Here is a 17,557-nt window from a genome sequence, read left to right on the forward strand (position 1 = left end):
AGAACAAGCATATATTGTTCTTTTATCTGGGATTTTGGCTGAAAATGCCCTAAAAAAGCGCTAAAAACACAGATAAATCACTAATGATGTTGGCGCCTTATCTGTATGACTATTTTTGCAGGTGAAAAAGGCAAGGTTTGCAGAATACTTTAGCGCCAAAAAAATACTATATTTCAGATGAATTGATAGGAGCGAACCTGGGCTCCGGAAGGTGAGGAGAATTATGTTACAGATTCAAGATATAATGTACACATTGGAGAAAAGGCAAAAAGAGCTCGAAAGAGTCATATGCAATGGAAAAAAGGTTGAGAAGGAGCTACCGCAAGGAAGGCTTAGGATAAATCACAACAGAGGCGTGGTTGAGTATTATCGGATAACCGAGAAGAATGACACCTGTGGAAAATATTTGAGGAAGAGTGATAAAGAACTTATAAGAAATCTTGCTCAGAGAGAATATATTGATAAGCAGATAAAATGTGCGAAAGAAGAAAAGGAAGAAATAAAAAGAATAATAAAGGCATTGGGAAAGGTTGTGGTCATGGAATCAAGCAAAAAAGATATCTTATATCAATCCGACATGGTTTATTCCGGGATGAGCGCAGATAAGAAAGAGCTGGTTGTGCCTATGCTAATGAGTAATTATGAATATGCCGCTAAATGGGAAAAAGAGGAATATAAGAATAATAACTTTAAATCTGAGGAAAAGGTCTATTCTACCAAGAAGGGGGATATGGTCAGATCAAAATCTGAAGTCATGCTGGCAAACATGTATTATGAGCTGGGGATTCCTTATCGATATGAAGCGGAGCTTCGGCTTAAAAACGGAAGGATAACTTATCCTGATTTTACTGTTCTTGATGTGGCAAGCAGACAGGAAATTTATCATGAACATATGGGGCTTATCGATGACAAAGAATATAGAATGCATAATCTTCAGAAAATAGAAGAGTACAGGAAAAGCGGGATATTTGCCGGGAAGAATCTTTTTATAACTTATGAATCAAGCGGATGTCCGCTTAACATACGAGAAATTGAAAAGTGTGTCAGATGGATGTTTTGTAAATAGGGGAAAATACCGTTATCAAATTCGAGTATGGAAAAAGAATTGCTTTAGAAATTATAAGTGAAATATCAGCAAACAGAGGTTATTATTCGGCATAACAATATTTAATTAGATATCAGCAAAAAATGGCGTGATTAGTAAGGGGGAAACGGGTATAATTGATTTGTATAATGCCGTAAAAGAAAAATCTTTTTTTCAAAGGCATCATATAGTGTAAATAATATGTCAGCGTCCGCAAATGGAGTGCTTTGACGTGGTTTGATCCGGCGGCGGTATTGATCGAAAGCCGGCGAGACATCACATCGGTTGCAAGATGTGATGGATAAATGATCGTAAGTCAGTTGGTACCATATTCGGAACGCTATATATTTAATAGGAGGTTACATATGCTTTATATTGGAGTAGATTTGGGAACGTCATCGGTTAAGCTCGTGCTTATGGATGAGACAGGTAAGATTCACGGAACAACATCAAGGGAGTATAAACTTTACTTCCCTCAGCCCGGTTGGTCAGAGCAGAATCCTGCTGACTGGTACAATGAGGCTATTGCAGGACTTAAGGATCTTCTTAAGGATGTTGATAAGTCAGAGGTTGCAGGTATCAGCTTTGGCGGACAGATGCACGGACTTGTAATCCTTGATGAGAACGATGAAGTTATCCGTCCCGCAATTCTTTGGAATGACGGAAGAACTCAGAAACAGGTTGATTATCTCAATAATGAGATTGGAAAAGAAACTCTTTCAAAATACACTGCAAACATCGCATTTGCAGGATTTACAGCTCCCAAGATTCTTTGGGTAAAAGAGAATGAGCCTGAGAACTTCAAGAAGATCAAGAAAATCATGCTTCCAAAGGACTATCTTGCATATAAGTTATCAGGAACATTCTGCACAGACTATTCTGATGCTTCAGGAATGCTTCTTTTGGATGTTAAGAATCGTAAATGGTCAAAAGAGATGTGTGATATCTGCGGAATCACAGAAGATATGCTTCCCAAGCTCTTTGACAGTTTTGAGAAAGTTGGCGAGTTAAAGCATGACCTTGCTGCAGAACTCGGTCTCAGAGACGGTGTTGTTATCGCTGCAGGTGCCGGCGACAATGCGGCAGCAGCTGTTGGAACAGGAACAGTAGGAAACAACAAGTGCAACATTTCACTTGGAACAAGCGGAACAATCTTTATGTCTTCAGACAGCTTTGCTGTAGACAGCAATAACGCTCTTCATTCATTTGATCACGCTGACGGACATTTCCATCTTATGGGATGTATGCTCAGTGCAGCAAGCTGCAACAAGTGGTGGATGGATGAAATCCTTAAGACTAAGGACTACGCTGATGAGCAGAAGGGAATTGATAAGCTTGGTGAGAACCATGTATTCTTCCTTCCTTATCTTATGGGTGAGAGATCTCCTTGGAACAATCCTAACGCTCGTGCTACTTTCACAGGTATCACAATGGATACAACAAGAGAAGATATGACACAGGCAGTTCTTGAAGGCGTTGCATTTGCTACAAGAGATATGTACGAAGTTGCTAAGAGCATCGGTGTAGCTCCCAAGAGAACAATGATCTGCGGTGGTGGAGCAAAGAGCCCTCTTTGGAGAAGAATGATCGCGAACATCCTCAATGTAGAAGTTGATGTTCCTTCATGCGAGGAAGGCCCCGGAATGGGCGGTGCTATGCTTGCAATGGTTGCATGCGGAGCATACAAGAGTGTAGAAGAGGCTGCAGCAGCTATCGTTAAGGTAGATAAGACTGAGAAGCCCGATCCTGAGCTTGTTGCAAAGTACGAAGCAAGATATCAGCAGTTCAAGACTATCTATCCTGCACTTGCTGAGACATTTGATAAGATAATCTGATATATAAATAAAAAGGGATGTTGCACTTATGCTTTTTTCCAAAAGTCAGAACATGAATCTGGCGATATGGATGGGGAGATTATGCATCATCCCTTTATCTTAATTGAAAGAAGTACCCTCATTTCTTTAATCTGGGGATTATGACAAATTGTCGTTTTATGGTGTTTGTAGAATAGTGATTGCTTTTATCGGTATATAAGTATGAAAAGACAGACATCTTTTATTATTTCGATAATATGCATATTGTACATAGGTGGATGCGGCTTTCGAGAGGATGAAGGAATGTCGGAGGCATCCGGGGCGGATATTCCCGAAGTAGATTCGGCGCCGACAACGGAGGTATTCGGTGGGTATGTTACACCTTCACAGTATGCTTTGGAAGCAGAAAAGCCACAGAGTTCTTCAGATGTCACTTTGGTAATGGCGGGTGACATTCTTCTTCATGATCGGATTGAGCAAGTCGCGAAAGATTCAGACGGTAATTACAATTATAAATTTATATTCGAGAATATGAAGCCTGAGATAGAAAAGGCAGATATTGCCATAGTTAATCAGGAAGTCATTATCGGTGGACAAGAACTTGGGATATCCGGTTATCCTGAATTTAATGCGCCATATGAAGTGGGCGATGCACTTGCGGAAACAGGTTTTGATGTGGTTTGTCACGCAACAAATCATGCGCTTGATAAAGGTAAAAGCGGAGTTGTAAATTGTTATGAATTTTGGAAACAACGCTATCCGCAGATAAGTGTTCTTGGAATAAATAGAACGGAAAGAGATTACGAAGATATAGATATAATCGAAAAAAATGGAATTAAAATTGCATTTCTTAATTACACATATGGGACAAATGGGATATCTTTTCCAAAAGATATGCCACATGCCATTGATATGCTTGATGAGGAAAAGGTGGTAAAAGACCTTAAGAATGCGGAAGAAAATGCTGATTTTACGGTTGTTTGCCCGCATTGGGGAACCGAATACAATCATGGTGTTGATAAATATCAGAAGAAATGGACTGAGTTATTCAGAGAAAACGGTGCAGATCTTGTTATAGGAGCACATCCGCATGTGATCGAACCTATTGAAATGATAGAAGACGAAAATGCAGAAATAACTAACAACCACGTTGGCGGAGATATGCTCGTATACTATTCGATCGGGAATTTTGTAAGCTGGACGTCTTCAACAGGATCGGGTGTAGCGGACAGAAGCGTTGGAGGGATGGCGAAGGTTACTCTTACGCGAAATCCCGAAGGTGAAGTTATCATCAAAGATAACTCGGTCAGGGCACTCGTATGTCATAATCACAGCGAAGAACATGGTGTTACTGTTTATCCGCTTTCAGAGTATTCGGAAGACTTTGCAAATGAAAATGAGATAAGATTAAATGACAGCTCTTTTTCTAGGCAATATTGTATTGATCTGTGTAACAGGATTTGGGGAGAGAGTTGGGAATGATAGTGTAAAATTGGAGAAAAAGACAAATAGTTTATGAAGTTTAGATAACAATTATCAATTGGACTATTGCTTTTATAAAACTAATAATGTATTATCATAAACGAATCTATTATAGTGATGGGTTCGTTTTAAATTTTTATAAGACGTTCTCTTATTCAGAGTGGTGGAGGTACATAGGACCTGTGAAGCCACGGCAACCCCTTGATTTATTCAGGAAGGTGCCAACCTGAGCGTGCATTTCCGTTTTAACGGACGACGAGCAATAAGAGGATCTGAGACAGTTATTCAGTTCCGCTTGTTTGTGCACGCAAAACAAGCGGTTTTTTCATGGTTTCACCATGAAAAACGCTCCGCGAGGATGCGCATCGGCGCGATATGTAGATGATGCTAAGGCATCCGCGCCTCGCGCGAGAATTTCGCGAGCGAAATTCTATTTATACACTATTTGATGGCGCAATGAGCGCAGGAAAGGAAACAGAATGGATAAATTTATTTTTACTTCAGAGTCAGTAACAGAGGGACATCCCGATAAAATCTGCGATAACATCTCAGATGCAATCCTTGATGCTTGCATGGCAGAGGATCCTATGAGCCGTGTTGCATGTGAGACAGCTACTTGCACAGGTTTCGTTCTTATCACAGGTGAGATCACAACAAAGGCTAACGTTGATTATGCTAAGATCGCAAGAGAGACAATCAAAGAGATCGGTTATGATGATTCAGCAAAAGGATTCGACGGAAATACATGTGCTGTATTCGTAGCTCTCGATCAGCAGTCAGCAGACATCGCTATGGGTGTTGATAAGGCTCTTGAGGCTAGAGAGAATCAGATGACAGATGAGCAGATCGAAGCAATCGGTGCCGGCGATCAGGGTATGATGTTCGGATATGCTACAAACGAGACAGAAGAGTATATGCCTTACGCAGTAAGCCTTGCTCACAAGCTTACAAAGAAGCTTACAGAAGTTAGAAAGAACGGAACTCTTCCTTACCTCAGGGCAGACGGTAAGAGCCAGGTTTCTGTAGAGTATGATGAGAACGGAAAGCCTATCCGTCTCGAAGCTATCGTAATCTCAACTCAGCATGATGAGAAGGTTACACAGGAGCAGATTCACGAGGACATCAGAAAGCAGGTTATCGACGCTATCGTTGATCCTAAGATGGTTGATGACAACACAAAGATCTACATCAATCCTACAGGACGTTTCGTAATCGGCGGACCTCAGGGTGACGCAGGACTTACAGGACGTAAGATCATCGTTGACACATACGGCGGAGCAGCTCGTCACGGCGGCGGTGCATTCTCAGGAAAAGACTGCACAAAGGTTGACCGTTCAGCAGCTTATGCAGCAAGATACGTTGCAAAGAACATCGTTGCAGCAGGACTTGCAGACAGAGCAGAGATCCAGCTTTCATATGCTATCGGTGTAGCACAGCCTACATCAATCCTTGTTGATACATTCGGAACAGGTAAGGTTTCAGATGAGAAGCTTACAGAGGCAGTTCGTAAGGTATTCGATCTTCGTCCGGCAGGAATCATCAAGATGCTCGACCTTCGTCGTCCTATCTACAAGCAGACGGCAGCTTACGGCCACTTCGGACGTAACGACCTTAATCTTCCTTGGGAGCAGACAAACAAGGTTGATGAGCTTAAGGCAGCAGTACAGTAATTAAGAAGAGAATTTAATATTTTTCTAATAAAGGGGCCAAGACAGCAGTTGTTTTTTGCGATAACTGTCTTGACTCCTTTTGTATTTAAGGGAAGAGTTATACCATTATTGTAGCTGAATAATATTATCAGATGTAAAAAGGGAATGCTGAAATCGGCATTCCCTTAATTATTTACACTACCTGTACATTGTCTTTTCCTGCGAGCTCTTCCAAGCGCTCAATCATCATTTTATCCGCTTTTACCGTAGCGGAGCGCCCGAGTTTCTTGATCTGCTTGGTGTCTTTAAGGAATATCGCGATTTCATCGCGTCCGTCGGAGTCTGCGATGATGCGCTTAAGTTCCGGATCTTTTTCTTCATAAGCATTCTTGTTGTCAAATCTTAGCCACACAGTCCTTGGTATCTCATCAAAAAGAGTAACTTTCTGTGCGATGAGCTTGGCGTCGCGGTCGTCCTCAACGGAAACACGACCTTCAATGAAAACTTTGGCGTCAGCATCAAGCCTTGCGGCATTAGCTTCATAGGTTTTGGGAAATACAATTACTTCGATGCTTCCCACAAGGTCTTCAACGGTAAGAAACGCCATGATCTGATCGTTCTTTGTATACTTTATCTTCTTATCGCTTATGATACCGCCGATGATTGCTTTTTCATTGTCTTTTACCGCAGGCTTGCCGGTTTCATCGTCGAGATAGAAATCCGCAGTAGTGTTGGAGATTCTCTTTTTCCACATTCCGATATAATCATCGAGGGGATGACCTGAAACATAGATACCAAGTACATCCTTTTCAAATTCAAGAAGTAGATCTCCGGGGAATTCTCCGACATCGGGAAGGGGAATTTCGTATTGCTTCTTGTCGTCTTCACTTACGATGTCAAAAAGAGTCATCTGTCCCGCCATCGAGTTTCTTCCCGCATTGTGAAGTCTATCCATAATCTGAGCATAGACCGTCATAAGCTGCTTTCTTGTTCCGGGGAAACAGTCAAAAGCGCCTGCTTTTATAAAGTTTTCGATGGCTCTTTTGTTTACGTCGGTATCTTTTCCCTGCATACGGGAGAGGAAGTCGTTTATATCCTTAAACTTTCCGCGCAGAGATCGCTCTTTTACAATAGCGGCGATAGCCGGATGACCGACGCCCTTAATTGCGGTAAGAGCGTAGTGGATTGCCTTTTTCTTTCCGGGTGATGCGGCGGTAATTGGCGCCGGAACAGCGTTGCTATTTTCCTTGTCATCAATCTCGGTAACGGAAAACCACTCGAAACCTTCGTTGATGTCGGGAGGAAGCAGCGTTATATTCATGTTTCGACAGCTCATAATATATCCCGAAACTTTGCCCGGATTATCAATGACAGATGTCATAAGAGCTGCCATAAATTCCACGGGATAATAGCATTTAAGCCATGCCGTCTGCAGTGCGACAACCGCATAACATGCAGCGTGTGACTTGTTAAAGGCATACTTTGCAAAGTCCATCATGGAATCATAGATCGCATTGGCAATTTCCGGAGAGATACCTTTTGAAGCACAGCCCGGAACATTCTCCTCGGAATTTCCGTTTACAAAGTTTGCTCTCTCAACTTCCATTACGTGCTGCTTCTTTTTACTCATGGCACGACGAACAAGGTCGGCACGACCGAGAGTATAGCCGCCGAGCTGCTGAACTATCTGCATAACCTGCTCCTGATAGACGATACAGCCGTAAGTCGGCTTAAGAATCGGCTCAAGCTCAGGAGTTAAGTAGCTTATAGAACCCGCGTCGTTCTTACCTGAGATGTACTTTGGAATAAAGTCCATCGGACCGGGACGGTACAATGAGATCCCGGCTATGATGTCTTCCAGTGACTTGGGCTTGAGCTCTTTCATGAAAGCCTGCATTCCGCCTGATTCAAGCTGGAATATACCGTCGCACTTGCCGCTTCCTATGAGAGCAAGAACCGCGGGATCGTTGTAGTCTATCTTGTCTATATCTATATAGTTCGCGTCGCCTTTAGAGGCGCCGATCGATTTATTTGCAAAAGAGACGGCATCTTTTATCACCGTAAGAGTGCGCAGTCCCAAAAAGTCCATCTTAAGAAGGCCCAGTTCTTCTATGGTCGTCATAGTAAACTGAGTGGTTATATTTCCTTCTGCCGAACGAGACAGAGGAACAAGGTCTTCCGCGGGAGCCTGACATATAACGACGCCGGCTGCGTGAATTGAAGTGTGTCTCGGAAGTCCCTCAAGCTTTTTGCACATATCGATCAGCTTGTGGACAGTCGCGTCAGTCTCGTAACTCGTACGAAGCTCGGGATTCATCTCAAGAGCTCTGTTGAGCGTCATGTTGAGCTCGTTAGGTATCATCTTGGAAATCTGATCGCCGTAGCTGTAAGGAAGGTCCATTACCCTGGCAACGTCTCTTATAACGCCCTTTGCGGCAAGCGTTCCGAAGGTTATGATCTGAACAACCTTGTCGGCACCGTATTTCTCAGTGACATAATCAATTACGTCCTGCCTTCGTTCGTACTCGAAATCCACGTCTATATCGGGCATGGATACACGTTCCGGATTAAGGAAACGCTCGAAGAGAAGATCGTACTTGATAGGATCTATATTTGTGATGTGCATGCAGTAAGATACGATACTTCCCGCAGCCGAGCCTCTTCCCGGACCGACCGCGATACCATTCTCACGACAATAGTTGATATAATCCCATACGATAAGGAAGTAATCAACATATCCCATGCGCTTGATGACGCCAAGCTCATAGTCGAGCTTTTTCTTAAGAGTGCCGTCATCGTCGGGGTAGCGCTTATTAAGTCCGTCAAGACACAGCTTATTAAGGTATGTCCACGAGTCGTAACCCTCAGGTACCTCGAAGTGAGGCAGTTTGGTAACGCCGAATTCAATCTCAACATGGCATCTTTCAGCGATTTTCGCCGTATTATCAATTGCCTGCTGCGCATATGGGAAAAGAGCTCTCATTTCCTCTTCGCTTTTTACGTAGTATTGACCGCCTTCATAGCGCATACGGTCTTCATCGGAGACTTTTTTACCCGTCTGGATACAAAGAAGGAGGTCGTGTGCCTCGGCGTCATCTTCGTAGGTGTAGTGGCAATCGTTTGTTGCGACAAGAGGAATATCAAGCTCCTGCGAAAGAGATAGTAGGGCACTGTTCACTGTTCTCTGAGCGGGAATTCCGTGATCTTGAAGCTCTAAGAAAAAATTACCGTGTCCGAATATTTTATCAAGCCTTAAAGCGGCCTCTTTTGCCTTACCGGGAGTGCCTTTAATAATATTGCGCGGTATCTCGCCCGCAAGACAAGCACTGAGGCAGATAAGTCCCTCGTGATATTGCTCCAAGAGCTCCATATCAACTCGCGGCTTGTAGTAGTAACCTTCGGTAAAACCGCGGCTTACGATGTGCGACAGATTGGCGTATCCCGTATTGTTCTCGGCAAGCAGAACGAGATGGTAATAGCGCTCGTCCATACTGCCTGTTTCTTTGTCAAATCTTGAGCCGGGAGCAACGTACACTTCACAGCCGAGTATCGGATTGATGCCCGCTTCCTTACATGCCTTGTAGAAGTCAATGACTCCGTACATGACGCCGTGATCGGTGATTGCGCCCGAAGTCATGCCAAGTTCTTTCAAACGCTTGACATATTCTTTTATTTTATTGGAACCGTCCAAAAGACTGTACTCCGTATGGACGTGAAGATGCGAAAAAGCCATATAAATACTCCCTGTTTTTCAGATGAAAAAATTATATCATATAAGGCAAATTCATTTAAAATATCCTACCATAATAAAAATCAAAAAAATTTTGAAAACGCTTCGTCAATCATTGCATTTTAAAAAAAATTGCTCTAATATATGAAAAGAGTATGTCAATAAATTGTCAAATATAAGCGTTTGACGATTTTAAGGGTTTTAATCTATAGAATCGAGGAAATAATTATGGCAAAGCAGATCAAAACAATCGGTGTACTTACCAGTGGCGGCGATGCACCGGGCATGAACGCAGCTATCAGAGCGGTTGTACGTAAGTCACTTGCTAACGGTCTCAAGGTAAAGGGAATTAAAAAAGGTTACATGGGACTGCTCAATGAAGAGATTGAGGATATGGACAGAAGAAGCGTGTCTGATATTATTCAGCGCGGCGGAACTATCCTTGGAACAGCCCGTTGTATGGAATTTACAACTCCCGAGGGACAGGCAAAGGGTGCTGAAATATGCAGAAAGCATGGCATCGACGGCATTGTCGTTATCGGAGGTGACGGATCTTATCGTGGAGCTCAGAAGCTTTCTCAGCAGGGCATCAATACTGTAGGTATTCCCGGAACAATCGACCTTGATATTTCATGCACAGATTACACAATAGGTTTTGATACCGCTATCAATACCGCTATGAGTGCTATAGATAAGATCAGAGATACATCATCTTCTCACGAGAGAGTCAGCGTTGTTGAGGTTATGGGACGTCATGCGGGATATATTGCCCTCTGGTGCTCGATTGCCAACGGCGCGGATGACATACTTCTTCCTGAAAAATATGATTACAATGAGCAGCGCATTATTGACAACATCATTGATAATCGTAAGAAAGGTAAGACACACCACATCATCGTAAATGCTGAGGGTATCGGTCATTCAACATCAATGGCCCGTCGTATTGAGGCTGCAACAGGACTTGAGACAAGAGCAACAATCCTCGGATACATGCAGAGAGGCGGAAGCCCTACATGTAAGGACCGTGTATATGCATCTATGATGGGTTGCTATGCCGCAGACATCCTCGCTGCCGGCAAGACTAACAGAGTTGTTGGTTACAGAAACGGACAGTTTGTCGATTATGATATCGATGAAGCTCTTGCTATGAAGAAGAACATCAATGAATACATGTATGAGATCGCTCGTATTCTTTAATCTGAAAAATAAAATGGAAAATTAAACTTTACCCCTTACCGGTTAATTCGGTAAGGGGTTTCTTGTATGCAAAAAAGTAACAAATGCTCCGTTCACGAAAAAAATCTGTTGTTTACTCGATTGTGATTGACCGCTAAAGCGTAATGTAATAGCCTTGTTTGTGGTTATATTTTTAAAAAATATATTTGCGGGTGGAGAGATGATCAACAAGGAAAAGATTGAGAAAGCTATTAAGCTTTTGCTTGAAGGTATTGGGGAAGATGCCACAAGACCGGGACTTATCGAGACTCCCGAAAGAGTGGCCAGAATGTATGAGGAGATACTTTCGGGGTATGATGACAGCGCCGAAAGACATCTTGAAAAGACTTTCCCTGTCACGGAAAGCGAAATGATCCTGGAGAAGGATATCCAATTTTATTCATTGTGTGAACATCATCTTCTTCCATTTTTTGGTAAGGCACATATCGCCTATATTCCGGTAGATGAAGTCGTTGGCATCAGTAAGCTTGCAAGGACGGTAGAGGTATTTGCAAGAAGGCTTCAGATTCAGGAACGGATGACGGGACAGATTGCCGATGCCATCGCAAAAAATCTTAAGACCAAGGGCGTTATGGTACTTGTCGAAGCTGAGCATATGTGCGTCTCAATGCGCGGCATAAAGAAAGGCGGAAGTAAAACCGTGACCATCGCGACAAGAGGCTGCTTTGAGAACGATCAGAATTTGAGAGAAACTTTTTTTAAACTAATCAGTTAAAAATGAGGGCGGTGAGAAGAGATGAAGATAGGGAAAAAATATTTTGATCTAGATTCGGACAGATCACTTATCATGGGAATTTTGAACGTTACACCCGACTCTTTTTCGGACGGAGGGAAATACTTAGATGTTGACAGTGCTCTCTTTCAGGCGGAAAAGATGATAAGAGACGGAGCAGACATAATTGATGTGGGAGGTGAATCGACACGCCCCGGCTATACGAAGATTTCATGTTGGGACGAGATAGCAAGAATTAATCCGGTTGTAAAGGCAATAAAAGAGAGATTTGATGTACCTGTTTCTGTTGATACGTATAAGTGGGAAGTTGCGGAAGCAGTGATCGAAAGCGGCGCAGATATGATCAATGACATATGGGGTCTTGATTATTACGAAGATAAAGAACACAAAATGGCGAAAGTAGTCGCAGCTGCGGAAATTCCGGTCTGTATAATGCACAATAAGGCAGACAGGATCATAAGCATGGACAGAATTTCTTTTGAGAGAGAAATTATTGAAGATATGAAAAAGAGGATAAAAATAGCCGAAGATAACGGTATTTATGATTGGAATATTATCCTCGATCCGGGAGTCGGATTTGCCAAGAACTTTGAGGAGAATATGTGGTGTATATCTCTTATAAGTCAGCTTAAAAAGCTTGGTTATCCCGTACTTCTTGGAATATCGAATAAGTCTCTCATAGGAAACATCACAGGGCTTGAAGTGGATCAGAGAAAAGAGGGGACAATAGCACTTAACGTATTGGGAAGAGAATTTGGAGGCAAGATATTCAGAGTGCATGACGTTTTGGCGAACAAACGAGCACTTGTTGTTGCAGACAGTATCTGTGGATAATACGAACAGGAGGGGGAAATATGGATTGCATTAAGATTGTTGATCTCGAGATTTTTGGAAATCACGGCCTTTTGAGAGAAGAAAACGCACTGGGACAGAAATTTCTTATTTCGGCGAATCTGTATTTGGATACGAGAAGAGCCGGAATCTGCGATGTAATGGAATTTTCTGTGGATTATAACGAAGTTTGTCATCTTATATATGATTATGTAAAAGGAAATACCTATAACTTAATAGAGACTGTAAGCGAAGAGCTTGCTGAGGAGATACTGTTAAGTTTTCCGCTTTTGGAAAAAGTTGATATAGAAGTAAAGAAACCATGGGCGCCTATAGGACTTCCGCTCAGCTATGTGTCGGTGAATATTTCAAGAGGCTGGCATACGGCATATCTGTCGGTTGGCTCCAACATGGGTGATAAAGAAAAGAATTTAAATGGAGCTATGGATGAGCTTTCAAAAGATATGCTGATAAGGATTGTCAAGAAGTCAAAACTGTGTGAGACCAAGCCTTACGGATATGAGGAGCAGGACGACTTTGTCAACGGTGCTATTGAGATAAAAACTCTTTATACGCCGGAAGAACTGCTGGATAAGATACATGATGTTGAAAAGATGTTTGGAAGAGTAAGAGATGTTCATTGGGGACCTCGAACGCTTGATATCGATATAATCATGTACGACAGCCTTGTAATGAACAGCGAGAGACTGACGATTCCGCATGCTGATATGCATAACAGAAAATTTGTTTTAAAACCGCTTGCTGAGATAAATGAACAGCTTGTTCATCCTGTATTTGGGAAGACGGTCGGGCAGATGCTTACAGAAGTGCAGGCAGAGCAGATAGTTAACTGCGATTCTTCTGCGCGTGAGCGTCTGGCATAGGAAATATTTAATAAACAAAACGCTTGAAGCGCCTGTAAGATTGTTCTTACAGGCGCTTCAAGCGTTTTGGGACGATCAGTGACCACTGATCCAATCCCAGATATCCATTAAATGTTTCATTGTGGTCTTATCTAGCCTCTTTCCTTTCCCCAAAGAATTTACTTTTTCCTAAATTTTAGATTATAATATTGTCGAAAAAATGAAAAGAATGAGTTAGTAAATGACACATTTTTTGTGTGAACGACATAAAACCAATGGTCAATAATTTTGGATATGCACGTTGTTAGGCTGTTTACGATATGATAATATTGTACCAATGAGCTTTCTCAAGTAAATTTGGGGGGTGGCAATATGGTGAATTTAAGTGTTGGTATATGCGACGACGATCCGAAATGTCATCGCAGGATCATGGAAATATGCGAAAAGCATTTTGCCGATAACGGTGGCGCCTGCGATTTTCATTCTTATTACTCGGGCGAAGAAGTGATAAATGAGCACGACAATCACATCGATTTGCTTTTTCTTGACGTTGAGATGGAGGGGATCGACGGGCTTAAAGTTATGCATAAGGCTGAAGAGATGCCGAATATTCATAGCATTGTCTTTGTTTCCGCACATTCTGAAGCGGTTTGGGATTCTTTTGGTTATAAGACAAAGGGATTTCTTCCTAAACCTGTTGACGAAAAAAAGATATGCAGATATCTCGATCAGGCTTATGAGATTAAGAAAAATGATTCTTTTATAGATTTTCCAAATTACACTGGTTCAGTTTTTTATAAAAAGTCAGAAATTGTCTATGTTAAGTCAGACTCAAATTATGCGGTGTTATACCTCGGAAGCAACGAAAAGATAATTACATGCACTTTGAAAGAATGTGAAAAAAAACTTGGTGGAATACCTTTTTTAAGGGTTCACAGGTCATATATAGTAAATCTTGATCATATAAAGAATATTACCGGGGAAACAGTATGCTTTAAGGATGGTTCTGCGATAAGGATAGGCAGGAGTTACAGAGAAAAAGTAAGAAAAGGATACAATGATTATCTGTTGGGTGAGCTGAAAAGATGAATGAGAGCGTAAATGCAGTAGTTTATTGTGGATTGGATATGCTTAAATATTACTTTTGTTTGTTGTATGTATTTGATATACGTGTGACATGCAGAAAGTGTTTTGTTTTTGCGCTGTTTATATTTACATCTTTGACAAGCGGATTATGCTACATGTTGACTGCAGATGCGGATATTTGCTTTTTTATCCCCAATTTGGGTATACTGCTGATCGCCTTTATGCTCCGAAAAGGAACAAGACTTAAGGGATTATTGTATGTTGTTCTTTCATGGCTGATAATGGACACGATTACGGAACTTATCAGGATGCTCGCGGTTATGGCAGGTTTTGGACATATCTTTTTGTCCGACAGAATGGCATGGAAAACGATGAGCGCCAAGATCTGCACGATCTTAGTTATTTTTGTTTATAACGGCGTGGTAAATTATCTGATCAGAAAGAAGGTAAGCTACACGATTCACTTTTCTCAGTGGGTTGTGATTCTTGTTTGCTTTTTGGGACTTACGCTGATCGTTCCTCCGCTTGAGAGAATGAGTGAAGGAGAGATACTTTCATCCGGAGAGTATATGAATATGTGCGTTTCTCTGATGCTTGTTCTGTTACTTTTCATCGGAGTAATGCTATGGCAGAGCTACATTATGAAGAAAAATCTCAGAATGAGAGAACGTGAGATAAGATATCGCTGCGTTGTTAAGAGCCAGGCGGCTTATTTTGAAGCTCTTTTAAAAGATTATGATGAGATAAGAAAATTCAGGCACGATCTGAAGGCTCATGTGATGGCGATTACAGAACTTGCCTCGGAATGTAAGAATGAAAAGATCCTTGATTATCTGAGTTCCGTAGATTGCAAACTTGCACATACAAGAGTTAACAGCTATACGGGAAACAGGGCGGTAGATGCAGTCATAAATGAGCTTGTAAAAAACATGGAAGAATCTAAGATCAGATTCGAATATGAGGGCATATTACGAGAAAGAGACGATGTTCAGGATTTTGATTTCTGCACGATTTTTTACAACGTTCTTCAGAATGCCATAGAGGCATCCAAAGCCTTGGAAGAGGGGCTTAGAGAGGTCAGTGTTGAGGTTAAGAATGTCGGCGATAAGTCGGGCATTCTCATAAGCAACAACACACTTCTTGATAAAATCCCGACTGAAAAGGAAAGACGTTTTACTACTAAAAAAGATAAGAATAATCATGGATTCGGCATCCAGAATATCAAGGATGTCGTCCAAAAACATAACGGAATCTATGAAGCACGTATCGCTGACTCACGTTATATAGTGACAATCGTGATATAAGTTCTTTTACTGTGATATAATATACATACACGTCGCATAAACATAGCGTGAAATCAGTGACCGAAAGAGGTATATATGATAAAGAGTCTAAGCAACGAACGTGTACGTAAGGTTGTAAGCTATATACAAAAAAGTAAGGCCAGAAAAGAAAGCAACGTATTTGTTATAGAAGGTATGAAGATGCTTAGGGAAGCGCCTGTTCTTCAGGTCAGAGAGGCGTACGTGACAGAGAAATTTCTGGACGGTGCTTCGGAGGAAGACAAAGAGATCCTTTGGAGATACGGGGCTGAAACGGTGACGGACGAAGTTATGAAGAAAATGGCGGATACTCGCACACCGCAAGGGGTTTTGGCGGTTGTGAGCATGTATCAATACTCGGAGGAAGAGGTACTGGATGGGTATAAAGAGATGGGGATAGAGAAACCTCTTTTACTCATACTTGAGAATATTCAGGATCCCGGAAATCTGGGAACCATGTTGAGATCGTCGGAGGGCGCGGGTGTAACGGGGGTTATACTGAGTAAGGGCTCTGCCGACGTTTATAATCCCAAGGTAATTCGCTCAACCATGGGATCTATATTCAGAATGCCATTTATGTATGTGGATAACCTTCCCGCTTTTGTGGAAAAACTTTCGGAAAGAGGGATAAAGACATACGCTGCACATCTTAAGGGAAAAAGAAATTACGACAAATTTGATTATACGAAGCCAACTGCTTTTCTCATTGGAAATGAAGGTAACGGATTGTCCAAAGAGACGGCTGATGCGGCATCGGAATATGTGATGATACCGATGAAAGGGCAGGTTGAATCAATGAATGCTGCGACTTCAGCGGCTATACTTACATTTGAAGCATCCAGACAGAGGAGGAAATAAAGAAAATGAAATTAGGATTTATCGGACTTGGAAACATGGCAAAGGCGATGATCGGCGGAATTATTGCCAAAGGACTTATGGGACCGGATGATATCATAGGAACTGCGGCTACCGAAGAGACATGCGCTAAAGTTGCCAAAAAATACGGAATTCAGACACTCAGCTCAAATGCTGCCGTGGCAAAGGAGGCTGACATCATAATTCTTGCCGTTAAGCCTCAGTATTTAAAGGTTGTTATCGCAGATATCATGGACAATGTCGATGACAGCAAGGTAATCGTAAGCATTGCCGCCGGAAAGACAATAAATTGGCTTCAGAATGAATTTGAGAAGCAGGTTAAGATCGTAAGAGTAATGCCAAACACACCGGCTCTTGTACTTGAGGGATGTTCGGCGGTCTGCAGAAACGATCTTGTGGATGACGACAATTATAAGTTTGTAAAAGAGCTTCTCGGAAGCTTTGGAAAAGCCTACACGGTTCCTGAATCTCTCATGGATGTCGTTGTCGGAGTAAGCGGTTCATCACCTGCTTACGTATTTATGTTTATCGAAGCTATGGCAGATGCGGCTGTAGAGGGCGGAATGCCGAGAAAACAGGCATATGAGTTCGCTGCTCAGTCGGTTCTTGGAAGTGCCAAGATGGTACTTGAGACAGGAAAGCATCCAGGTGAATTGAAAGACATGGTATGCTCACCTGCGGGAACGACGATCGATGCAGTTCACGTTCTTGAAGAAAACGGATTCAGAGGTACTGTCATGAACGCGGTAACCGCGTGCATAGAAAAGAGCAGAAGCCTTTGAAATATCTGCATTTACAGACATGATAAAGTATAAAATTTGACAAAAAAAGATATATTTGCTAATATCTCT

13 protein-coding genes and 1 riboswitch are annotated in these 17,557 nt (G+C 42.0%); of the genes, 12 read left to right on the forward strand and 1 reads right to left on the reverse strand.

Translation table 11 applies throughout. The annotated features are described in order from the left end of the window. Window positions 1-223 precede the first annotated feature (223 nt). From BLP87_RS09065 to metK, 4 genes are all read left to right on the forward strand, one after another. Window positions 224-1,066 (forward strand): hypothetical protein, encoded by an 843-nt coding sequence (locus tag BLP87_RS09065; protein WP_074462413.1) that lies wholly within the window; start codon window positions 224-226, stop codon window positions 1,064-1,066. Between the two features lie 383 nt (window positions 1,067-1,449). Beyond that, entirely contained in the window at window positions 1,450-2,919 is a 1,470-nt protein-coding gene (gene xylB, locus BLP87_RS09070; protein ID WP_074462414.1) for a xylulokinase, read from the forward strand. Between the two features lie 282 nt (window positions 2,920-3,201). After that, the gene (locus BLP87_RS09075) at window positions 3,202-4,380 is read left to right on the forward strand and encodes a CapA family protein (RefSeq protein WP_074462415.1); all 1,179 of its coding nucleotides are present in this window, start codon (window positions 3,202-3,204) and stop codon (window positions 4,378-4,380) included. Between the two features lie 148 nt (window positions 4,381-4,528). Continuing rightward, window positions 4,529-4,649, forward strand: a riboswitch (SAM riboswitch). A gap of 210 nt (window positions 4,650-4,859) precedes the next feature. After that, the gene (gene metK, locus BLP87_RS09080) at window positions 4,860-6,050 is read left to right on the forward strand and encodes a methionine adenosyltransferase (RefSeq protein WP_026513558.1); all 1,191 of its coding nucleotides are present in this window, start codon (window positions 4,860-4,862) and stop codon (window positions 6,048-6,050) included. A 172-nt stretch (window positions 6,051-6,222) separates the two neighbouring features. Here metK and BLP87_RS09085 read toward each other — a convergent pair whose 3' ends face one another. Further along, complete coding sequence (locus BLP87_RS09085; RefSeq protein WP_074462416.1) at window positions 6,223-9,762, reverse strand: DNA polymerase III subunit alpha; 3,540 nt, start codon at window positions 9,760-9,762, stop codon at window positions 6,223-6,225. A gap of 225 nt (window positions 9,763-9,987) precedes the next feature. On the opposite strand from BLP87_RS09085, the gene pfkA reads away from it, so the two are divergent. The 8 genes from pfkA to proC all read left to right on the forward strand — a co-directional run bounded on the left by pfkA (window position 9,988) and on the right by proC (window position 17,488). Further along, on the forward strand, window positions 9,988-10,956 hold the full coding sequence (gene pfkA / locus BLP87_RS09090; RefSeq protein WP_026656114.1) for a 6-phosphofructokinase: 969 nt from the start codon (window positions 9,988-9,990) through the stop codon (window positions 10,954-10,956). Between the two features lie 199 nt (window positions 10,957-11,155). Next, complete coding sequence (gene folE / locus BLP87_RS09095) at window positions 11,156-11,710, forward strand: GTP cyclohydrolase I FolE (protein ID WP_074462417.1); 555 nt, start codon at window positions 11,156-11,158, stop codon at window positions 11,708-11,710. A gap of 21 nt (window positions 11,711-11,731) precedes the next feature. Beyond that, the gene (folP, locus tag BLP87_RS09100; protein WP_074462418.1) at window positions 11,732-12,562 is read left to right on the forward strand and encodes a dihydropteroate synthase; all 831 of its coding nucleotides are present in this window, start codon (window positions 11,732-11,734) and stop codon (window positions 12,560-12,562) included. A gap of 20 nt (window positions 12,563-12,582) precedes the next feature. After that, window positions 12,583-13,443: a 2-amino-4-hydroxy-6-hydroxymethyldihydropteridine diphosphokinase gene (folK, locus tag BLP87_RS09105; RefSeq protein WP_074462419.1), complete on the forward strand. Its 861-nt coding sequence runs from the start codon at window positions 12,583-12,585 to the stop codon at window positions 13,441-13,443. Window positions 13,444-13,794: 351 nt separating this feature from the next. Further along, entirely contained in the window at window positions 13,795-14,511 is a 717-nt protein-coding gene (locus tag BLP87_RS09110) for a LytR/AlgR family response regulator transcription factor (RefSeq protein ID WP_074462420.1), read from the forward strand. After that, window positions 14,508-15,812 carry a sensor histidine kinase gene (locus BLP87_RS09115; RefSeq protein WP_074462421.1) on the forward strand — a complete coding sequence of 435 codons (1,305 nt, stop codon included), beginning with the start codon at window positions 14,508-14,510 and terminating at the stop codon, window positions 15,810-15,812. The genes BLP87_RS09110 and BLP87_RS09115 overlap by 4 nt, the downstream gene beginning before the upstream one ends. 75 nt (window positions 15,813-15,887) lie before the next feature. Beyond that, window positions 15,888-16,688, forward strand: coding sequence for a TrmH family RNA methyltransferase (locus BLP87_RS09120; protein ID WP_074462422.1), 801 nt, complete (start codon window positions 15,888-15,890; stop codon window positions 16,686-16,688). Between the two features lie 5 nt (window positions 16,689-16,693). Next, the gene (gene proC, locus BLP87_RS09125; protein WP_074462423.1) at window positions 16,694-17,488 is read left to right on the forward strand and encodes a pyrroline-5-carboxylate reductase; all 795 of its coding nucleotides are present in this window, start codon (window positions 16,694-16,696) and stop codon (window positions 17,486-17,488) included. Window positions 17,489-17,557 lie beyond the last annotated feature (69 nt).

Origin of the sequence: Butyrivibrio hungatei, from assembly GCF_900101605.1 — a bacterium.
In the GTDB taxonomy this organism is placed as follows: domain Bacteria; phylum Bacillota; class Clostridia; order Lachnospirales; family Lachnospiraceae; genus Butyrivibrio; species Butyrivibrio hungatei_B.

Coding starts and splice junctions, on each gene's coding strand:
- pfkA (WP_026656114.1), top strand. CDS start 9,988: ATGGCAAAGCAGATCAAAACAATCGGTGTACTTACCAGTGGCGGCGAT.
- BLP87_RS09065 (WP_074462413.1), top strand. CDS start 224: ATGTTACAGATTCAAGATATAATGTACACATTGGAGAAAAGGCAAAAA.
- folE (WP_074462417.1), top strand. CDS start 11,156: ATGATCAACAAGGAAAAGATTGAGAAAGCTATTAAGCTTTTGCTTGAA.
- BLP87_RS09075 (WP_074462415.1), top strand. CDS start 3,202: ATGTCGGAGGCATCCGGGGCGGATATTCCCGAAGTAGATTCGGCGCCG.
- xylB (WP_074462414.1), top strand. CDS start 1,450: ATGCTTTATATTGGAGTAGATTTGGGAACGTCATCGGTTAAGCTCGTG.
- folP (WP_074462418.1), top strand. CDS start 11,732: ATGAAGATAGGGAAAAAATATTTTGATCTAGATTCGGACAGATCACTT.
- BLP87_RS09085 (WP_074462416.1), bottom strand. CDS start 9,762: ATGGCTTTTTCGCATCTTCACGTCCATACGGAGTACAGTCTTTTGGAC.
- BLP87_RS09110 (WP_074462420.1), top strand. CDS start 13,795: ATGGTGAATTTAAGTGTTGGTATATGCGACGACGATCCGAAATGTCAT.
- folK (WP_074462419.1), top strand. CDS start 12,583: ATGGATTGCATTAAGATTGTTGATCTCGAGATTTTTGGAAATCACGGC.
- BLP87_RS09115 (WP_074462421.1), top strand. CDS start 14,508: ATGAATGAGAGCGTAAATGCAGTAGTTTATTGTGGATTGGATATGCTT.
- BLP87_RS09120 (WP_074462422.1), top strand. CDS start 15,888: ATGATAAAGAGTCTAAGCAACGAACGTGTACGTAAGGTTGTAAGCTAT.
- metK (WP_026513558.1), top strand. CDS start 4,860: ATGGATAAATTTATTTTTACTTCAGAGTCAGTAACAGAGGGACATCCC.
- proC (WP_074462423.1), top strand. CDS start 16,694: ATGAAATTAGGATTTATCGGACTTGGAAACATGGCAAAGGCGATGATC.